18 protein-coding genes are annotated in these 19,334 nt (G+C 60.2%); 8 read left to right on the top strand and 10 right to left on the bottom strand.

Annotated features, from left to right (window positions below):
- The first annotated feature begins 7 nt into the window (after positions 1–7).
- The 4 genes from IMW75_RS15410 (at position 8) to pdxH (ending at position 5,512) form a co-directional block, all read left to right on the top strand.
- Positions 8–2,386 (top strand): beta-galactosidase, encoded by a 2,379-nt coding sequence (locus IMW75_RS15410; protein ID WP_205893110.1) that lies wholly within the window; start codon positions 8–10, stop codon positions 2,384–2,386.
- An 89-nt stretch (positions 2,387–2,475) separates the two neighbouring features.
- Complete coding sequence (locus IMW75_RS15405) at positions 2,476–3,621, top strand: serine hydrolase (RefSeq protein ID WP_205893109.1); 1,146 nt, start codon at positions 2,476–2,478, stop codon at positions 3,619–3,621.
- A 112-nt stretch (positions 3,622–3,733) separates the two neighbouring features.
- Positions 3,734–4,840 (top strand): OmpA family protein, encoded by a 1,107-nt coding sequence (locus IMW75_RS15400; RefSeq protein WP_205893108.1) that lies wholly within the window; start codon positions 3,734–3,736, stop codon positions 4,838–4,840.
- Positions 4,841–4,864: 24 nt separating this feature from the next.
- Positions 4,865–5,512 (top strand): pyridoxamine 5'-phosphate oxidase, encoded by a 648-nt coding sequence (gene pdxH, locus IMW75_RS15395; protein ID WP_205893107.1) that lies wholly within the window; start codon positions 4,865–4,867, stop codon positions 5,510–5,512.
- Positions 5,513–5,517: 5 nt separating this feature from the next.
- Here pdxH and IMW75_RS15390 read toward each other — a convergent pair whose 3' ends face one another.
- Entirely contained in the window at positions 5,518–5,754 is a 237-nt protein-coding gene (locus IMW75_RS15390) for a hypothetical protein (protein WP_045061069.1), read from the bottom strand.
- A 167-nt stretch (positions 5,755–5,921) separates the two neighbouring features.
- Between IMW75_RS15390 and IMW75_RS15385 the strand changes: the two genes are divergently transcribed.
- Entirely contained in the window at positions 5,922–6,386 is a 465-nt protein-coding gene (locus IMW75_RS15385; RefSeq protein WP_020798113.1) for an outer membrane lipoprotein, read from the top strand.
- 70 nt (positions 6,387–6,456) lie between these two features.
- Here the strand turns inward: IMW75_RS15385 and nhaA are convergent, their stop codons facing one another.
- Positions 6,457–7,647 carry a Na+/H+ antiporter NhaA gene (gene nhaA / locus IMW75_RS15380; protein WP_205893106.1) on the bottom strand — a complete coding sequence of 397 codons (1,191 nt, stop codon included), beginning with the start codon at positions 7,645–7,647 and terminating at the stop codon, positions 6,457–6,459.
- Positions 7,648–7,896: 249 nt separating this feature from the next.
- Between nhaA and IMW75_RS15375 the strand changes: the two genes are divergently transcribed.
- On the top strand, positions 7,897–8,991 hold the full coding sequence (locus IMW75_RS15375) for a PLP-dependent cysteine synthase family protein (RefSeq protein WP_205893105.1): 1,095 nt from the start codon (positions 7,897–7,899) through the stop codon (positions 8,989–8,991).
- A gap of 163 nt (positions 8,992–9,154) precedes the next feature.
- Here IMW75_RS15375 and IMW75_RS15370 read toward each other — a convergent pair whose 3' ends face one another.
- The 3 genes from IMW75_RS15370 to IMW75_RS15360 form a co-directional block, all read right to left on the bottom strand.
- Entirely contained in the window at positions 9,155–10,768 is a 1,614-nt protein-coding gene (locus tag IMW75_RS15370; protein WP_045061066.1) for an NAD(P)/FAD-dependent oxidoreductase, read from the bottom strand.
- 100 nt (positions 10,769–10,868) lie between these two features.
- Positions 10,869–11,522 (bottom strand): COG3650 family protein, encoded by a 654-nt coding sequence (locus IMW75_RS15365; RefSeq protein WP_205893104.1) that lies wholly within the window; start codon positions 11,520–11,522, stop codon positions 10,869–10,871.
- A 253-nt stretch (positions 11,523–11,775) separates the two neighbouring features.
- The gene (locus IMW75_RS15360) at positions 11,776–12,375 is read right to left on the bottom strand and encodes a short chain dehydrogenase (RefSeq protein WP_045061064.1); all 600 of its coding nucleotides are present in this window, start codon (positions 12,373–12,375) and stop codon (positions 11,776–11,778) included.
- Between the two features lie 105 nt (positions 12,376–12,480).
- On the opposite strand from IMW75_RS15360, the gene IMW75_RS15355 reads away from it, so the two are divergent.
- Entirely contained in the window at positions 12,481–13,389 is a 909-nt protein-coding gene (locus IMW75_RS15355) for a LysR family transcriptional regulator (RefSeq protein ID WP_205893103.1), read from the top strand.
- 58 nt (positions 13,390–13,447) lie between these two features.
- Here the strand turns inward: IMW75_RS15355 and IMW75_RS15350 are convergent, their stop codons facing one another.
- The 5 genes from IMW75_RS15350 to IMW75_RS15330 form a co-directional block, all read right to left on the bottom strand.
- Positions 13,448–14,149 (bottom strand): ABC transporter ATP-binding protein, encoded by a 702-nt coding sequence (locus IMW75_RS15350; protein WP_045061062.1) that lies wholly within the window; start codon positions 14,147–14,149, stop codon positions 13,448–13,450.
- Complete coding sequence (livG, locus tag IMW75_RS15345; RefSeq protein ID WP_045061061.1) at positions 14,149–14,916, bottom strand: high-affinity branched-chain amino acid ABC transporter ATP-binding protein LivG; 768 nt, start codon at positions 14,914–14,916, stop codon at positions 14,149–14,151. Before livG ends, IMW75_RS15350 begins: the two co-directional genes overlap by 1 nt.
- On the bottom strand, positions 14,913–16,169 hold the full coding sequence (locus tag IMW75_RS15340; protein ID WP_045061060.1) for a high-affinity branched-chain amino acid ABC transporter permease LivM: 1,257 nt from the start codon (positions 16,167–16,169) through the stop codon (positions 14,913–14,915). Before IMW75_RS15340 ends, livG begins: the two co-directional genes overlap by 4 nt.
- On the bottom strand, positions 16,166–17,089 hold the full coding sequence (gene livH, locus IMW75_RS15335) for a high-affinity branched-chain amino acid ABC transporter permease LivH (protein ID WP_045061059.1): 924 nt from the start codon (positions 17,087–17,089) through the stop codon (positions 16,166–16,168). The genes IMW75_RS15340 and livH overlap by 4 nt, the downstream gene beginning before the upstream one ends.
- Positions 17,090–17,320: 231 nt before the next feature.
- The gene (locus IMW75_RS15330; protein ID WP_045061058.1) at positions 17,321–18,448 is read right to left on the bottom strand and encodes a branched-chain amino acid ABC transporter substrate-binding protein; all 1,128 of its coding nucleotides are present in this window, start codon (positions 18,446–18,448) and stop codon (positions 17,321–17,323) included.
- 351 nt (positions 18,449–18,799) lie between these two features.
- On the opposite strand from IMW75_RS15330, the gene IMW75_RS15325 reads away from it, so the two are divergent.
- Positions 18,800–19,105, top strand: coding sequence for a DUF2288 domain-containing protein (locus IMW75_RS15325; protein WP_122837749.1), 306 nt, complete (start codon positions 18,800–18,802; stop codon positions 19,103–19,105).
- Positions 19,106–19,334 lie beyond the last annotated feature (229 nt).

The raw sequence follows: 19,334 nt of genomic DNA, 5'->3' as shown, positions 1-19,334 counted from the left end.
CGTTCCCATGATTCGCCGTTCGCTGCGCCATTCGTTACCTGCTGGGGTTTTTGCCCTGATGTTCACAGCCCCTTTGCTGGCAGCCCCTGCCGGCCAACAGACGCTGTTCAACTTTGTGCGCCCCGCTGACGTTGTTCAGGTAGCGACCCAGGACGCCAGCTTGCCGCAGTCCAACGCGGAGCAGACGGCCGAAGGTGAAGTACTGCGCAGGGTGACATTCAATCCGGTGGCGCAACCGACGCTGCGCCTGACCCCGCAAAGCGGTGCATGGGACTGGTCGCAGTCGGGCGTCATGAGCTTGCGCGTCCAGAGTGCAATGAGCTGGGCACTGACCCTCTACGTGAAAATCCAGAGCAATGATGGAAAGACCCTGGTCAGCCGGGTCGACCTGCCGGCTGGCCCTGCGCAGACCTTGATGGTGCCGCTGCAACCGAGCTCGCCGCTGAGCCTGGGCATGAAAGCCGGGCCACCGATGCCGATCACCGTCGATGGTCAGCGAGTACTGCTGGCCAGTAGCGCCGGAGAGCTGGATCGTAGCCAGGTGGTGTCGGTGACCTTGTCGATGGATCAACCGAAAGTTGCCCAGAGCATTCTGCTGGAACGCTTTGGCGTTCAGGACGGCGAGGGCGTGGTACAGGCGGCGTATGGCGGTCTGGTGGATGCCTACGGTCAGTCAACTCGTGCCAAATGGCCGGAAAAAGTCACTGGCGATGAGCAGTTGAAAAGCGCCGCTGCCAAGGAACAGCAACTGCTGAAAACCTGGTTGGCAGAGCGCGAGAAATCTTCGCTGGACAAGTTCGGAGGCTGGACCAAGGGCCCGCAATTCAAGGCCAGCGGATTTTTCCGCAGCGAGAAGCACGAGGGGCGCTGGTACCTGGTCACTCCTGAAGGCCACCCGTTCTATTCCCTGGGCGTGAACACTGTGACCCCGGAGGTTAATCAGACTTACATTGCCGGTCGCGAGTGGATGTTCGAGTCCCTGCCCAAGTCCGATGAGCCGCTGGCCAGCCATTATGGCGAAGGTGACAACCGCGGGGGCAATGGCGCCGACCAGGGGCGTGGTAACAACGCCGGACGTTGGTACGATTTTTACGGTGCCAACCTGCAGCGTCTGTATGGCCAGCCGTGCGTTGTGACGAGCGAAACCAAGGCCGGGGTTGCCGATGCCGCCAAGGCCGACGCCGAAGCGGCCGAGAAGCCTGCCGCCGCCCCTTGCGCGCCGCAAGTCTTCGACGACAAACGCTGGACGGCCCACACCCTCGATCGCCTGCAAGCCTGGGGTTTCAACACCGTGGGCAACTGGAGTGCGCCGATGCTGGGTGATGCCGAACGAGTGCCCTACACCGTGCCCTTATCGATCGTCGGCGATTACGCGAGCATCAGTACGGGCACTGACTGGTGGGGAGGCATGCCCGATCCGTTTGACCCGCGGTTTGCCATGGCCACCGAACGCGCCGTGGCCATCGCTGCGCGCGATCACCGTGATGATCCATGGCTGATTGGCTATTTCGCCGATAACGAGCTGGCCTGGGCCGGCCCCGGCGATGACCCGAAAGCCCGCTATGCGCTGGCATACGGCACCCTGAAAATGACCACCGATGTCCCGGCCAAACGTGCGTTCCTCAAGCAGCTGCGTGACAAGTATCGCAACCAGGCAGGCCTGTCCAAAGCCTGGGGGATCGACCTGCCGGCCTGGGAACTGATGGAGGACCCGGGGTTCGTACCGCCGCAACCGAGCGCGGAGTACCCCGAGATTGAGGCGGACTTCAAATACTTCCAGAAAGTTTTCGCCGACACCTATTTCAAGACCATCTCCGACTCGCTGAAGTGGCACGCCCCCAACCAGCTGTTGCTGGGCGGCCGATTTGCCGTCAGCACGCCAGAAGCGGTCGAATCCTGCGCCCAGTATTGCGATGTGTTGAGCTTCAACATGTACACGCTGCAGCCGCAGGATGGTTATGACTTCGAGAAACTGCGCAGCCTGGACAAGCCCGTGCTGATTACCGAGTTCAACTTCGGTTCGGCTGATCGCGGGCCGTTCTGGGGAGGCGTGACACAGCTGGCGAGAGAAGAGGACCGCGGGCCGGCTTATGCGAACTTCCTCAAGCAGGCGCTGAAGGAACCCTCAATTGTCGGGGTGCATTGGTTCCAGTACCTGGATCAACCCGTTACCGGGCGCTTGCTGGACGGTGAGAATGGCCACTTCGGGTTGGTGGGCATCACCGATCTACCGTTCCAGGGATTTGTCGACAGCGTGCGCAAGAGTAACCTGGCGACTGTCGATCAACTGGCCAAAGAAGCTGAAAAGGCCCGGGGCGCGGCGCAGAAGGCCGGCCATGATGCCGAAGGCGGGCGTAAAGGCGAGGCCGGCAAGGCGGCCAAGTAATCGACCGCCCGGCCCGCACCTGTTCCCAAAACCGTCAATGGCTGGAACAATGCGGCCACTTTTTAGAACATGAGTCAGGGGAGTTGCGGGTGCAGATTCAGGGTCATTACGAACTCCGGTTCGAAGCCGTGCGCGAGGCATTCGCGGCATTGTTCGACGATCCCCAGGAACGTGGCGCAGCCTTGTGTATCCAGGTTGGCGGGGAAACGGTGGTCGATCTTTGGGCCGGCAGCGCCGACAAGGACGGCAGCGAGGCTTGGCATAGCGATACTATTGCCAACCTGTTTTCCTGCACCAAGACCTTCACCGCAGTCACTGCCCTGCAACTGGTTGCCGAAGGCAAGCTGCAACTGGATGCACCGGTGGCTCGCTATTGGCCGGAATTCGCTGCGGCGGGCAAGGAATCGATAACCCTGCGCCAACTGCTGTGCCATCAGGCAGGCTTGCCAGCCTTGCGCGAGGTGCTGTCCCCGCAGGCCCTCTACGACTGGCAAACCATGGTCGACGCCCTGGCCGCCGAAGCACCTTGGTGGACCCCGGGCACTGGTCACGGCTATGCCGCGATCACCTATGGCTGGCTGGTCGGTGAATTGCTGCGGCGGGCCGACGGTCGTGGCCCCGGAGAGTCGATTGTGGCGCGAGTGGCCAAGCCGTTGGGGCTGGATTTTCATGTCGGCCTGGCCGACGAAGAATTCCATCGGGTGGCGCATATCGCCCGCGGCAAGGGCAATGTCGGCGATGCCGCGGCCCAGCGCCTGCTGCAAGTGACGATGCGCGAACCCACGGCGATGACCACTCGCGCGTTCACCAATCCGCCGTCGGTCCTGACCAGCACCAATAAACCGGAGTGGCGCCGGATGCAGCAGCCGGCCGCCAATGGGCATGGCAATGCGCGCAGCCTGGCCGGGTTCTACGCCGGCCTGCTGGATGGCAGCCTGCTCGAAAGCGAAATGCTCGACGAGCTGACTCGCGAACACAGCGTCGGCGACGACAAGACTTTATTGACCCGGACCCGTTTCGGGCTGGGCTGCATGCTCGATCAACCGGATGTTCCCAATGCCACCTATGGCCTCGGCCCGCGCGCGTTCGGGCATCCGGGTGCCGGCGGTTCCATCGGTTTTGCTGACCCGGAACATGATGTTGCTTTCGGATTTGTGACAAATACACTGGGGCCGTACGTCTTGATGGATCCCCGCGCGCAAAACCTTGCGCGAGTACTGGCCACTTGTCTGTAAACCCGGTCGTCAGGCTTCCAGGGCGGAACCTGACAGCGTTTCTGGTTTCAAAGCGTGTCTTTATGCAGGCCATTCTGGTCTGATTTTTGTTAATTCATTTTGTGGATATCCAATGTCGTCCAATAAAACTTTCGCCCTGGCCCTGTGCTTCGCCATCACCGGTTGCGCACAGACCCCACAAAATGACGCAGATGGCGCTAGCTGGTGGCCATTTGGCTCCTCCGATAAAGTTGCCGCAAAAGAGCCAACCCCGGCGCCTGCCCCGCTCAAACCAGCAGCGACTGCACCGGTCGCCAAGGCCGAAAGCGCTAATCCCTGGTACTGGCCGTTCGGTTCGGAAGAAGTTCTGGACAAGAACCCCGACGTGAAAGCTCAAGCCAAGCCGGTCGAAGTGGCCAAGGCCCAAGCCGAAGCAGGTGGCAAGTGGTGGTGGCCGTTTGGCGGCAAGGATCAGCCTGTCGCAAAAGCCGTACCCATGCCTGATCCGAAGGTCACCCAAGCCTGGCTCGATGACTACGAACCGCGCCTGCGCACCGCGATCAAGGACAGCAACCTGCAACTTGAGCGTCGTGAAAACGTGCTGGTAGTCACCGCGCCTGTCGAAGGTTCGTTCAACCCGGATCGCCCGGCCATGCTGCTACCAGTCACCCTGGGCCCGTTCACCCGCGTCGCTAAAATTCTCGAAGTCGATCCCAAGACTGCGGTCCTGGTGCTCGGCCATAGTGATACCTCCGGTGCCAATCCGGCCAACGTCAAGTTGAGCCAGGAGCGAGCCCAGGCTGTTGCAGCAATCTTCCGTCTCAGCGGCCTGCAACGTGATCGCCTGATGCTGCGCGGCATGGGCAGTGAAGCGCCACGGGCAGCCAACGATAGCGTCGAAGGGCGCGCCTTGAACCGTCGCGTGGAACTGCTGGTGACTCCGCAGAACACCATGGTTGCCTTATTGAGCAAGTACAACATGCCGGCTCCGGCACCCGTGCGCATGGTCGCGGCCCAGGACGTCAAGCCAGCGGTGGCGCCGGTCGCTCCGGTTCCTGCGGCGAAGAAAGCCGATGTCCCGGCCGCGAAGAAGGCCCCGGCCAAGAAAGCTGCCGCCAAGGCGCCCGCGAAGAAGGCCCCGGCAAAAACCGCTACGCCGGCCAAGAAGACTGCGCCGGCCAAAGCCAAGGCGACAGCCACTGACAAGAAAGTCGCGGCTGCTGACGCTGCAAAAAAGTGATTCGTTAACCAAAAGGAATGCGCCATGACCCAGGGCCTGGCTGATATGCGTCGCGACTACACCCGGGACGGCCTGACCGAGGCGCAAGCTCCGGCAGAGCCGTTCGGGTTGTTCCATCAATGGTTCGCCGAGGCGGTGAAAACCGAACAGGCGCCGGTGGAGGCCAATGCCATGACCCTGGCCACCGTCGATCCGGACGGGCGCCCGCATTGCCGGATCCTGCTGCTCAAGGGGCTGGACGAGCAAGGCTTCACGTTTTTCACCAACTACGAAAGTGCCAAGGGTCAGCATCTGGCGGCGAATCCGTTCGCTGCCATGACCTTCTTCTGGCCGGCCCTGGAGCGTCAGGTGCGTATCGAGGGGCGGGTGGTCAAGGTTTCTCCCGAGGAGTCCGATGCCTACTATCAGGTTCGGCCGTTGGGCAGCCGTCTGGGCGCCTGGGCTTCGCCGCAAAGCCGGGTGATCGTCGACCGTGGCGAGCTGGAAGCGCTGCTCAAGAACACCGAGCAACGTTTCAGCGATACGCAGCCGCATTGTCCCGAGCACTGGGGGGGTTATCGCCTGTTGCCTGAGCGCGTCGAATTCTGGCAGGGCCGTCCGAGCCGTCTGCACGATCGCCTCAACTACCGCCTGCAGGGCGCCGACTGGATTCTTGAACGTCTGGCACCCTGAGCAGTCTACCGAGCGGGATAGCTCGCCGCAGCGGCCTTGAGCCACTGTGGCAATTCCCGACGCTTGATCCCCTGCGCTTGAGCGTTCGCCAGTTGCTGGAGCATGAAGACTTTTTTGCCTTCGTCGCCTTCGGCCAGGGCTAACGCCAGGTCACGGTCCATCCAGCGTTTGATCCGTACGTACAGCCACCAGTGGAAGTACAAACCGGCGACAGTGGTGACGACAATGATGAAGTAATCCATGAAAATCCTTGGGTCGGTGACGCAGATCTCGTAATTTGACGCTACTGTGTGGTGAATTCGAGGGGCGCCTGTACATGCCCTGAATCAAACCACTTTTATCCGGGCGATGCCGTGACAGGCGTCATGCTGCGGAGTTTAATGAATACCTGTCCTTTGGAGTTGATGCTATGCGTAAGTCTGTTTTGTTGGTTGCTTCCTTTTCGACGATGGCGATGTTGCTCACTGGCTGCCAATCGAGCCTGACCGGTGACTCCTATTCCCGTGACGAAGCGCGTCGCGTGCAGACGATTCGCATGGGCACCATCGAAGCACTGCGCCCGGTAAAAATTGAAGGCACCAAGACCCCGATCGGCGGTGCCGCCGGTGCGGTCGTCGGTGGCGTCGGCGGTAGCGCCATTGGTGGCGGTCGCGGCAGCATCGTTGCAGCCGTGATCGGCGCAGTTGCCGGCGGCTTGCTGGGGTCTGCCACCGAAGAGGGCCTGACCCGTACCCAGGGCGTGGAAATCACCGTGCGCGAAGACGACGGCAGCATGCGCGCCTACGTGCAGCAGGTTCAGGAAAACGAAGTGTTCCGTGTCGGCGAGCGCGTGCGGATCGCCACCGTGGATGGTACGAGCCGCGTTTCGCACTAAGCGTAACCGCTCAAAAGAAAACCCCGACCAGGAGACTGGTCGGGGTTTTTTATTTTGCTGCAAACCTGTGTCAGGCGTGGGCCAGCGCAGCATTCTTGCGACTTGCCGCTGCTGTCACGGCATAACCAATCAGCGCCGCCAGGATCGACCCGGTCAAAATACCCATGCGGTCCATCCCAGCGAATTCGCTGACGCCCGGTTCAAACGCCAGTGAGCCAACGAACAGGCTCATGGTGAAGCCGATGCCGCAGAGGATCGCCACGCCTAGCACCTGGCCCCAGTTGGCACCTTGGGGCAGGGCTGCGATGCCGGTTCTAACCGCCAGCCGGGTGAGGCCGAACACCCCGACAGTCTTGCCCAGCAACAGGCCGATGGCGATGCCCATCGGTACGTGATGAGTAAAGCTTTCGACGGTCACGCCGCTCAGCGACAAGCCGGCGTTGGCGAAGGCGAACAGCGGCAGGATGCCATAGGCTACCCAGGGATGCAGGGCATGTTCCAGGGTCAGCAGCGGCGAAGTCTCGGCATTTTTCGTGCGCAGCGGGATGCAGAAGGCCAGGGTCACGCCGGCGAGCGTGGCGTGGACGCCACTTTTCAGCACGCAAACCCAGAGGATCAGACCGATGATCATGTACGGCCCAAGCTTGACCACACCCAGCCGGTTCATCGCGATGAGTGCCGCTATACAGGCCCCTGCCAGAGCCAGGGACAGGGTCGACAAGGTGCCGGAGTAAAAGATCGCGATGACGATGATTGCACCCAGGTCATCGATGATCGCCAGGGTCATCAGGAACAGTTTGAGCGACACCGGTACGCGTTTGCCCAGCAGGGCAAGCACGCCCAGGGCGAAAGCGATGTCGGTGGCCATCGGGATGGCCCAGCCATCAAGGGCTGCGCCGTTATCCCGGTTGAAGAACCAGTAGACCAGCGCGGGAATGACCATGCCACCAATCGCCGCGGCACCGGGCAGGACGACCTGGGAAGGTTTTGACAGCTGGCCGTCGAGGACTTCGCGCTTCACTTCCAGGCCGATCAGCAGGAAGAACAACGCCATCAGGCCGTCGTTGATCCAGAGCAGCGCCGGCTTGGCGATTTGCAGCGCACCGATCTGCGCCACCACCGGAGTGTCGAGAAAGCTGGTGTACAGCCACGACAGCGGGGAGTTATTGATGATCAGGGCCAGGACTGCGGCGGCGATCAGTAATAGACCGCTGGCCGCTTCCAGCTGAAAGAAACGCGTGAAAGTGCTACGCAGTGGCAAGGTCACTCTCCATTGATAGGTTAGAAGGTGGCACACCCTAACCCGTGCCGTTAGTTGTTAAAACAAAATTTATATTCTATTTTGTTATATAGCGTTACAGCTATGGGTGCTGGACCCGAGGCTGAGCCTAGCAGTTGCCAAACGTATTGAACCTCAGCTGTACCTGTGCGTGATGTAGGTTTTTTCCTAAGCTTGCATGTTGGGCCTCAAAAAAGGTCTGCCAAAACCCGATCCGACGAGAAAACCACCATGAGCGACAACCGACAGTGGGCCCGAGAAGCCATCCGGATCATTGAGGCGGACTTCCAGCGCAGTGCCGACACTCACCTGATCCCTTTGCCGTTGCCCGGGTTTACCGGCATCGAACTGTATTTCAAGGATGAGTCGAGCCACCCCACGGGGAGCCTCAAGCATCGACTGGCCCGCTCTTTGTTCCTGTATGCATTGTGCAATGGCTGGCTCAAGCCGGGGGCGCCGGTGATCGAGGCGTCCAGCGGTTCGACGGCGATTTCCGAGGCTTATTTCGCACGGATGCTGGGCCTGCCGTTCATTGCGGTGATGCCGGCGACTACGTCCAGGGAGAAGATCGCGCAGATCGCCTTCTACGGTGGCAAGAGTCACCTGGTGGATGATCCGACGCAGATCTACGCCGAGTCCGAGCGCCTGGCGCGCGAGCACGATGGCCACTTCATCGATCAGTTCACCTATGCCGAGCGCGCGACCGACTGGCGGGCCAACAACAACATCGCCGAATCAATCTTCCACCAGCTGCGCTTCGAAAAGCACCCGGAACCGAGCTGGCTGATTTCCAGCCCCGGCACGGGCGGTACCACGGCGACCCTGGGGCGTTATGTGCGTTATCGTCAGCACTGCACGCGCGTACTGTGCGCCGATGCCGAGGGTTCCGTGTTCTTCGATTTCTACCAGACTGGCGACGCGAGCCTGCGCCTGGACCACGGTTCGCGCATCGAAGGTATTGGTCGGCCCCGGGTAGAAGCGTCGTTCCTGCCGAAGGTTATTGATGCGATGGTCAAGGTGCCGGACGCGCTGTCTCTGGCGGCCATGCATTACCTGGCCGGACGCTTGGGAAGGCATGTCGGCGGATCGAGCGGGACTAACCTGATTGGCGCTTTGATGGCAGCCCAACAGATGGCGGCGGCGGGGGAGTCGGGGTCGATCGTGGCGATTTTATGTGATGGTGGCGAACGCTATGCAGACACCTACTACGATCAGTCCTGGCTCAAGGCGCAGGGGTATGAGTTGAGTGGCCTGATCGATGCGGTCGCGGCGAGTGCCGAGCGTGGGGAACCGTTGCCGGCGAGCGTGCTGCGCGCCAATATCTGAAGGCGCTGCGGCACTGAAGAACCTATGTGGTAGACCCCTGTGGGAGCGAGCCTGCTCGAGATTGCGGATTAACATTCACCCGATATGCTGGCTGATCGTATGCAATCGCGAGCAGGCTCGCTCCCACAGGTTATTCCACAAGCTTTTGTAGTGGCTTAGAGCATCAGGCCTCGAGGCCGAGGATGTCGCGAGCCACTGCTTCGGCGATCCGGATCCCGTCCACACCTGCCGAGAGAATCCCGCCCGCATAACCGGCGCCTTCACCCGCCGGGAACAGACCCTTGACGTTGAGGCTCTGCATCGACTCGTCGCGGGTAATGCGCAGCGGCGAGGACGTGCGGGTTTCGATCCCGGTCAGCACCGCGTCGTGCAGCGAGTAGCCGCGAATCTGTTTTTCGAAGGCAGGCAGTGCTTCACGAATCGCTTCGATGGCAAACGCCGGCAGCGCCAGCGCCAGGTCCCCCAAGGCGACTCCGGGTTTATAGGACGGCTCGACACTCCCCAGTGCGGTGGACGGCTTGCCGGCAATGAAGTCCCCGACCAGTTGCGCCGGGGCTTCGTAGTTGCTGCCCCCCAGCACGAAAGCGTGGGACTCCAGGCGTTCCTGCAGCTCGATCCCTGCCAGCGGGCCGCCCGGGTAATCGACTTCCGGGGTAATGCCCACGACGATGCCCGAGTTGGCGTTGCGTTCGTTACGCGAATACTGGCTCATGCCGTTGGTCACCACCCGGTTCGGCTCGGACGTCGCGGCTACGACGGTGCCGCCAGGGCACATGCAGAAGCTGTAGACCGAGCGGCCATTCTTGGCGTGGTGCACCAGTTTATAGTCGGCGGCGCCGAGTTTCGGGTGGCCGGCGTACTTGCCCAGGCGCGCGCGGTCGATCAGCGATTGCGGGTGTTCGATGCGGAAACCCACCGAGAACGGCTTGGCTTCCATAAACACACCACGGCCGTGCAACATGCGGAAGGTGTCACGGGCGCTGTGGCCGAGGGCCAGGATCACGTGCCTGGAATGTATCTGTTCGCCGCCATCGAGCTCGACGCCGGTCAGCTGTCCGTCTTCGATCAGCACGTCAGTGACGCGCTGCTGGAAGCGCACTTCGCCTCCCAGGGCACGAATCTGCTCACGCATATTCTCCACGACCCCGGTCAACCGGAAGGTGCCGATGTGCGGTTTGCTGACGTACAGGATTTCATCCGGCGCGCCGGCCTTGACGAACTCGTGCAGGACCTTGCGCCCGATGAATTTTGGATCCTTGATCTGGCTGTAGAGCTTGCCGTCGGAGAACGTCCCGGCGCCGCCTTCACCGAACTGTACGTTGGACTCTGGATTGAGCACGTTTTTGCGCCACAGGCCCCAGGTGTCCTTGGTGCGCTGACGAACTTCGGTGCCGCGCTCGAGAATGATCGGCTTGAAACCCATCTGCGCGAGCAGCAGACCGGCGAAAATCCCGCACGGACCAAAACCCACGACCACCGGGCGCTGTTCGAGATCCGCCGGCGCCTGGCCGACGACCTTGTAGCTGACATCCGGCGCCACATTGACGTTACGGTCATCGACGAACCTGTTCAGCACCATCGCTTCATCGCGCACGTTGAGGTCGACGGTGTAGATGAAGCACAGTTCGGAAGACTTTTTACGCGCATCGTAGCTGCGTTTGAACAAGGTGAAATCGAGCAGGTCATCGCTGGCAATGCCCAGGCGCTGCACGATGGCAGGGCGCAGGTCTTCTTCTGGATGGTCGATCGGCAGCTTGAGTTCGGTGATTCGTAACATGACAGGATCCGGTTCGCGGGGCGCTTGACTGCGCCAGGGCGGAATAGCACAAACCGGTGATTATAAGCCCCAAAGACCCGAATCAGTGAGGCTAAAACGATCAGTCGTCACGCGCTCCGCCGAAATACCCGCAACCACGCTGGACCTGGCCGTTGAGGCGCAGTTCGGCGCTCATGTGCTGGACCGCGCCCGTGGTGGCATCTACGCACCGTTGCGGCGCGACCCACAGCTCTATGCGTTGGTCATTGGCTTCAGTGCTGAGATTGAAGCGGCCGTCACCCAGCTGTTCCTCGACATAGGGCAGGGCCAGGGGTGGCTGGCCGGCGCGGTCAATGACCATGCCCTTGCCGCTGACCTTGACGCTCCACGGCGGCGTCTGGCCGGCGGCGCGCAGGATCAGCAGTTTGAAGTTGGGATCATCACAGGCCGTGCCCGAGCGTTCGACGCGGTACAACTGCTGCAGGTCGAGGCGGTTGCCGTCGATGCGCCCGCGCACGTCGGCAAACAACTTGCCCTGATTGTCTGCCAGGGTCGCAGCCTCCTGCAGCACGCTGGTGCCACCGGTGTCGTTGACCACAAAACTGCTCGATTGATTGCACGGCTGGAACACCAGCTTGCCATCCGCCGCCGTCAACTGGCCCTGCATGCGGGTCTGGCCCACGTGGGAGGCGCTTTGCCGCGGACCATCGAACAACTGGCACGCGGCAAACAATGGCAGCAAGGCAACAAGGACAAGGGAACGGGCAACACGCATCTTTGGTTCTCCAGACAAGTGCCGCCACGTTACGCAGCCTGACCGCTCATCACAACCCCGGCGATGCAGTGGGCCCCCCTGGCTCCCACTGCCTGAAACCGGATCAAACTGGATCAACCTGGATCAACTGTGGGAGCAAAGCTTGCTCGCGATAGCGATCTAAAGGGCGCCATCGCGGGCAAGCCTTGCTCCCGCAGATTCACTGGCAAGGCCCCACAGGTCACTGGCGAGCTTCCCGCAAATTATTTCAGGCTCAGCCCACGTGAAAAGTCTGACCCGTCTGCAAGCCTTCTACGCTTTTGGCGTAAGCCAAAGCCACATCGGCCGCAGGAACCGGTTTGTACCCGCGGAAGTACGGCGCATAACTGCCCATCGCCTCCAGCAGCACGGTCGGGCTGATGGAGTTCACGCGTAACCCGCGAGGCAATTCGATAGCCGCCGCGCGCACGAAGCTGTCCAGCGCACCGTTGACCAGGGCCGCCGAAGCGCCGCTGCGGATCGGGTCATGGCTCAGGACGCCAGTGGTGAAGGTGAACGAGGCGCCATCATTGGCGAACTCGCGGCCGATCAACAGCAGGTTGACCTGCCCCATCAGTTTGTCCTTCAGCCCCAGTGCAAAACTCTCCTCGGACATCTCATCCAGCGGCGCGAATGTCACGTTGCCAGCGGCACAGACCAGGGCGTCAAATTTTCCGGTCTGCTCGAACAGTTTGCGAATCGAGGCGCTGTCGCTGATATCCACCTGCAGATCGCCACTGTTACGACCGATGCGAATGACTTCGTGACGTTGCGACAACTCCTTGTCGATCGCTGAACCGATGGTGCCGCCTGCGCCTATCAACAGAATTTTCATGCCCTGATCCCCGGGTGGTTTAAACGAGGCTCCAGTCTAGGGGTGGTTTTTTTCGCTGATAAGCGTGCTAATAGGCAACCTTTGGTTTTTAAACGGAAACAATCAATGAGCGAAATGGATGACCTTGCGGCGTTCGCGGTATTGATCGAGGCGGGGAGTTTTACCCTGGCTGCGCAGCAACTGGGTTGCAGCAAGGGGCAATTGTCCAAGCGCATCAGCCTGCTGGAAAGCCGATTTTCCGTAGTCCTGCTGCAGCGCACCACCCGCCGCCTGAGTTTGACGGCGGCCGGCGCTGCGCTATTGCCCCAGGCCCAGGCATTGGTGGTGCAAGTGGAGAGGGCGCGGCAGGCATTGGCGCGATTGAAGGACGATATGGCCGGGCCAGTGCGCATGACTGTGCCGGTGTCGCTGGGCGAAACTTTCTTCGATGGGTTGTTGCTGGAATTCTCCCAACAGTACCCAGAGGTGCAAATCGAGCTGGACCTGAGTAACGAATTCCGCGATTTATCCCGAGAGGGTTTTGATCTTGCAGTGCGCTCCGAGGTTGGTAACGACGAGCGGCTGGTGGCCCGACCGCTGTTGGCCTGGCATGAGATGACCTGCGCCAGCCCGGTGTACCTTGAACACTATGGTGAGCCCACAACACCGCAGGCACTGGCAGAGCACCGCTGCCTGCTCAACAGCCATTACAGCGGTCGCGAAGAATGGCTCTATCACCAGCAGCACGAGTTGCTGCGGGTGCGAGTGATGGGACCGTTCGCCAGCAATCATTACAGTCTGCTGAAGAAAGCGGCGCTGGCGGGGGCGGGGATTGCGCGGTTGCCGTCGTATTTATTGCAAACGGAGTTGGCCGACGGGCGCTTGCGCTGGTTGTTGCGTGATTATCAGACCCGCAGGATGCCAATGTATCTGGTGCATCCGTATCAGGGCGGTTTGCCGAAACGCACGCAGGTGCTGGCGGACTATCTGATGGGGTGGTTCAAGCGCAGTGGTGAGGCCTTGGACAAGCTTTGAGGCACGACACATGACCACTGTAGGAGCTGCCTCCGGCAGCTCCTACAGGGTATTGTGCTTAGCCGCCCAGATAAGCCTCGCGCACTTTCGGATCGGTCAGCAGCGCTTCACCAGTGCCTTGCATCACCACCCGACCGTTCTCCAGAACGTACGCTCGGTCAGCGATTTTCAGCGCCTGGTTGGCGTTCTGCTCCACCAGGAAAACCGTGACGCCATCCTTGCGCAGCTGTTCGATGATGTCGAAGATCTGCTGGATGATGATCGGTGCCAAACCCAGTGACGGCTCGTCCAGCAGCAGCAGCTTGGGTTTGCTCATCAGTGCGCGGCCGATGGCGAGCATCTGCTGTTCGCCGCCGGACATGGTGCCGCCGCGTTGACTGAAGCGCTCCTTCAGGCGTGGGAAAAGTCCGAGGACCTTGTCCATCTGTTCCTGGAAATCGCCCTTGTCGGTGAAGAATCCGCCCATGGCGAGGTTTTCTTCCACGGTCAGGCGAGCAAACACTCGACGGCCTTCCGGCACCACGGCAATGCTCTTGCGCATGATCTGCGCCGAAGTCTGCCCGACCAGTTCCTCGCCCATGTAGCGAATACTGCCGCTGTGAGCTTGAGGTGAACCGCACAACGTCATGAGCAAGGTGGACTTGCCGGCGCCGTTGGCACCAATCAGGGTGACGATTTCACCCTGGCGGATTTCCACATTGACGCCGTGCAAGGCCTGGATTTTGCCATAGAAGGTGGAAACGTTTTCGAACTGCAGCATTACGCTTCCCCCAGGTAGGCTTTGATCACTTCAGGATTATCGCGGATCTGTTCCGGCGTGCCGTCGGCCAGGGGAGTGCCCTGGTTGATGACGACAATGTGGTCGGAAATACTCATCACCAGCTTCATGTCGTGTTCGATCAACAGCACGGTGACGTTGTGCTCTTCACGCAACACGCCGATCAGCGCCTTGAGGTCTTCGGTTTCCTTGGGGTTCAGGCCAGCAGCCGGTTCGTCGAGCATGAGGATCCGCGGGCGGGTCATCATGCAGCGGGCGATTTCCAGGCGACGTTGCTGACCGTAGGCCAGCGTGCCAGCCGTTCGGTTGGCGAATTCCCTGAGGTTGACCTTGTCCAGCCAGTACTCGGCAAATTCCATCGCCTCGCGCTCGCTTTTGCGGAACGCCGGGGTCTTGAACAGACCCGCCAGGAAGTTGGTGTTCAGGTGACGATGCTGGGCGATCAGGAGGTTCTCGACCGCCGTCATGTCCTTGAACAACCGCACGTTCTGGAAGGTTCGCACCACGCCTTTACGGGCGATCTCATGCCCGGCCAGGCCTTCGATCGCCTGGCCGTCGAGCAGGATGCTGCCACCGCTCGGCTTGTAGAAGCCGGTCAGGCAGTTGAACACCGTGGTCTTGCCAGCGCCGTTAGGGCCGATCAAGGCGACGACCTGTTTTTCCTTGACGGTCAGGGCCACGCCGTTGACCGCCAGCAAGCCGCCGAAGCGCATGCTCAGATTTTCGACTTTCAGGATCTCGCGGCTCATTTGCGCAGCTCCATGTGAGGACGTTGCATGGGCAGCAGACCCTGAGGACGCCAGATCATCATCAGCACCATCAAGGCACCGAACATCAACATGCGGTATTCACTGAACTCACGCATCATTTCCGGCAGCAGGATCATCACCACGGCAGCCAGGATCACCCCCAGCTGCGAGCCCATGCCACCCAGAACGACGATGGCGAGGATGATCGCCGACTCGATGAAGGTGAATGACTCGGGCGTGACCAGGCCCTGGCGGGCAGCAAAGAAACTGCCTGCAAAACCGGCGAAGCTGGCGCCCAGGGTGAAGGCCGACAGCTTGATGACGGTCGGGTTGAGACCGAGTGCACGGCAAGCGATCTCGTCTTCACGCAACGCTTCCCACGCACGGCCGATTGGCATGCGCAACAGGCGATTGATGACGAACAGGGCCGCCAGGGCCAGCAACAGCGCAACCAGGTAGAGGAAAATCACCTTGTTGATCGAGTTGTATTGCAGCCCGAAGTACTCATGGAACGTCTGCATGCCTTCGGCCGCTTTGCGTTCGAAGGTCAGGCCGAAGAACGTGGGCTTCTCGATGTTGCTGATGCCGTTCGGGCCGCCAGTGATGTCCGTGAGGTTACGCAGGAACAGACGGATGATCTCACCGAAACCCAGGGTCACGATCGCCAGGTAGTCACCCCGCAAGCGCAGAACCGGGAAGCCGAGCAGGAAGCCAAAGGTGGCTGCCATCAGGCCGGCGACCGGCAGGCAGACCCAGAAGCTCCAGCCCAGGTAGTGCGACAACAGCGCATAGCTATAGGCACCGACGGCGTAGAAACCGACGTAACCCAGGTCGAGCAGGCCTGCGAGACCGACCACGATGTTCAGGCCCAGGCCCAGCATCACGTAGATCAGGATCAGGGTCGCAATGTCCACCGCGCCACGGGAGCCGAAGAACGGCCAGACCAGGGCACCGATGATCAACGCGATGATGATCCAGCGCTGAGTGGTCGGCAGGGTCAGGAAGTTGCTGGCCTTGGCCGGAATCAACGGCATGGACGGCGAGGATTTCCAGGCCTTGCTGATAGGGTCGTCGAACAGTACCCGCAAGAACATGAGTGCCGAGCAGATCGCGATGATTGCAAGGGTCATGTTGCTGGTGCCGTGGACTTCCAGGTTGATGCCAACGATGGTCAGTTTGAGGCCGAGCACCGGATAGGCAACTGCCCAGACCAGGAGCGCGCTGAAGAGCGCTTGCTTAAGATTCTTAGTCATACCTTTTCAACCTCCGGACGGCCCAGGATGCCGGTCGGCCGGAACAACAGAACCAGAACCAACAAGCCGAAAGCCACGACGTCCTTGTACTGGTCGCCGAAGATATCGGCACCAAAGGCTTCCGCCACCCCAAGCACCAGTCCGCCGAGCATGGCGCCGGGAATGCTGCCGATGCCGCCAAGTACCGCAGCGGTAAAGGCCTTGAGGCCAACGAGGAAGCCGGCGTTCGGGTTGATCACGCCGTATTGCATGCTCAACAACACGGCTGCAATGGCTGCCAGCGCCGCACCGATGACGAAGGTCAGGGCAATGATGTTGTTGGTGTTGATACCCAGCAGGTTGGCCATCTTGATGTCTTCGGCGCAGGCGCGGCAGGCGCGACCCAGTCGGGAACGGGAGATGAACATCGTCAGGCCGAGCATGGCGACCAGGGTCACCACGAACACGACGATCTGCATGTACGAAATCAGCACTTCATGTGCACCACCTGGCCCGAATGAGAGATTCCCGGGGATCAGGTTGGGGATGGATTTGTCCTTGGAGTCTTGCGACAGCAGAACGGTGTTCTGCAGGAAGATCGACATGCCGATGGCCGAGATCAGCGGAATCAGACGGTTGCTGCCACGCAAGGGGCGATAGGCAATCCGTTCGATGCTGTAACCGTAGGCACTGCAGACGACGATGCTCGCGATGAAACCGGCAGTCATCAGCAGCGGGACGCTGTCGAGTCCCATCATGGCCAGGCCTGCGATGGCGATGAACGCCACGTAGGAGCCAATCATGTACACCTCGCCGTGGGCGAAGTTGATCATTCCAATGATGCCGTAAACCATCGTATAGCCGATGGCGATCAGGGCATACGTGCTGCCAACGGTCAGGCCGTTAACCAGCTGTTGGAAAAAGTGATAGATGTCAGGCATTACAGCGCTCCTAAAAACCTGATACGCATTTCACTGGTGGAGTCATTTTCCCGCCCGATCCCGCGGATCTGCATCCACTTCGAATTCGGGGTTTGCCAGCGAACCGCTGATGACGGTTTTGAGATTTTCAGGTGGGGAGACTTGCGGATCACGCAAGCGCGGCCCAGTACATTCGTAAAACAAAGCCCACGGCACGCCGTGGGCTTTGTGGGCAGTCAGTCAGGCAAGGCCTTACTGAGGCGAAGCTTCAGTTTTAGGTTTGCCGAAGTGCCACTCGTAAACCACAAATTTGAAGTCTTTCAGGTCGCCCTTGGCGTCGAAGCTCAGGTCGCCAGTCGGGGTTTTGAAAGTGCCAGCGTGAATGGCTTCAGCCACTTTTGCCGGGTCTTCGCTCTTGGCGGCAGTGATGCCACCAACAATGACTTCAACAGCCGAGTAGGAAGGGAACACGAACGGACCGCTCGGATCTTCTTTCTTGGCTTTGAATGCGTCAGCCAGGGCAATGTTGGCAGGGTCCTGGTCGAAGGATTTCGGCAGGGTTACCAGCAGGCCTTCGGAGGCGTCCTTGGCGATCTGCGAAATGGAGTCGTTACCCACGCCTTCCGGACCCATGAACTTGGCTTTCAGGCCTTTTTCCGAGGCTTGACGCAGGATCAGGCCCAGCTCCGGGTGGTAGCCGCCGTAGTAAACGAAGTCGACGTTGGCTTGCTTGAGCTTGGCGATCATCGAGGAGAAATCCTTGTCGCCGGCATTGATGCCTTCGAACACGGCAACCTTGGTGCCTTTCTTCTCGAGTGTTTGTTTCACGGCGGTAGCGATGCCTTCACCGTATTGCTGTTTGTCGTGCAGGACGGCAACGATTTTCGGCTTAACGTGATCGGCAATGTAGTTACCGGCTGCAGGGCCCTGGGCGCTGTCGAGACCGATGGTGCGGAACACCATCTTGTAACCACGGGAGGTGATGTCCGGGCTGGTGGCGGCCGGAGTGATCATGATCACGCCTTCGTCTTCGTAGATGTCCGAAGCCGGTTGAGTGGAGCTGGAGCACAGGTGGCCGACCACGAACTTGACGCCGTCGTTGACGACCTTGTTCGCAACCGCTACCGCTTGTTTTGGATCACAGGCGTCATCGTATTCAACGGCTTCGAGTTTCTTGCCGTCTACGCCGCCTTTGGCGTTGATCTGCTCGATGGCCATTTTGGCGCCACTGAACTGCATGTCGCCGTACTGGGCTACAGGACCGGTCTTAGGGCCGGCAATGCCGATCTTGATGGTGTCAGCTGCGAACGAATGGCTGGCAACCCCGGCCAGAACCATAGCGGCAAACAGTTTGGAAATCTGCTTAGTAGCCTTAGTCATAGTGCTCCACTCTTACTGTTGTAGTTTTTATAGTCCTGGCGCCGTAGCAGCAGAACCGGGTCAGATATCGTCGATACCCTCCGGAAATGCCCCCGACAACTGTACCGGTACAGTGTAGAGCGCCGATTGTCAGCCTGGGAAGGCAGCGCCGGGGGGCAAAACCAGAGGGTGTCGCTTAATTGAAAGAAAAATACAGAATCGCGGCGGGATGTTAGCTGGCTAATAGCTTGATTCACCTGCATTCCTTGGCTTTCCTGCGGTTTTCAATCGGTGAAGCAAATTGCATCCGGGTTTTGCTGCCAGACCATCGACGTTTATCATTCGCGTCGATTTCTTTTCCGGACAGAACCCATGAATCAAGAACCTAGCACCCTCTATGCCAAGCTGCTTGGTGAGACCGCATCTATTACCTGGAAAGAGCTTGAACCCTTCTTTGCCAAGGGTGCCCTGTTATGGGTCGACCCGGCTCTGGATTTGATCGCCGCGGCCGAGGCGGTGGCGGTTGACGAAGGTGAGAAAGTGGCTGCCTGGCTGGCCGACGACAAACTCGCCAAGCTCTCTGAATCGCGGGCGCTGGATCTTTTCGAGCGAGATCCCGAGCTGTGGGCCGTGGTGGTTTCGCCGTGGATTCTGATCCAGGAAAGGGCGGGCGAATAAACCTCTGCGCTTTATTGGTGCATGAGCTGCTTGCTGGAAAGTGTGTAGGCCCGTAGCGTGATGGCATGTTGCCGTGGAGAAAGGCCACATCGAATGCCTGGCGAGGGTGACGTGCACGTAACGGGAACAGTTGGCTGACCCGCCATTGGTCTATTTAATTGTTTCCAGATATTTGGCCCAGTTCGAGCACACCAGGCTTTTTACCGCTCTTCAAATGGAGGAACCACCC

Origin of the sequence: Pseudomonas gregormendelii (assembly GCF_017114825.1) — a bacterium.
Classification (GTDB): Bacteria; Pseudomonadota; Gammaproteobacteria; order Pseudomonadales; family Pseudomonadaceae; genus Aquipseudomonas; species Aquipseudomonas gregormendelii.
The sequence above is the reverse complement of the archived record's forward strand: the minus strand, read 5'-3'. Positions and strand labels throughout refer to the sequence as shown.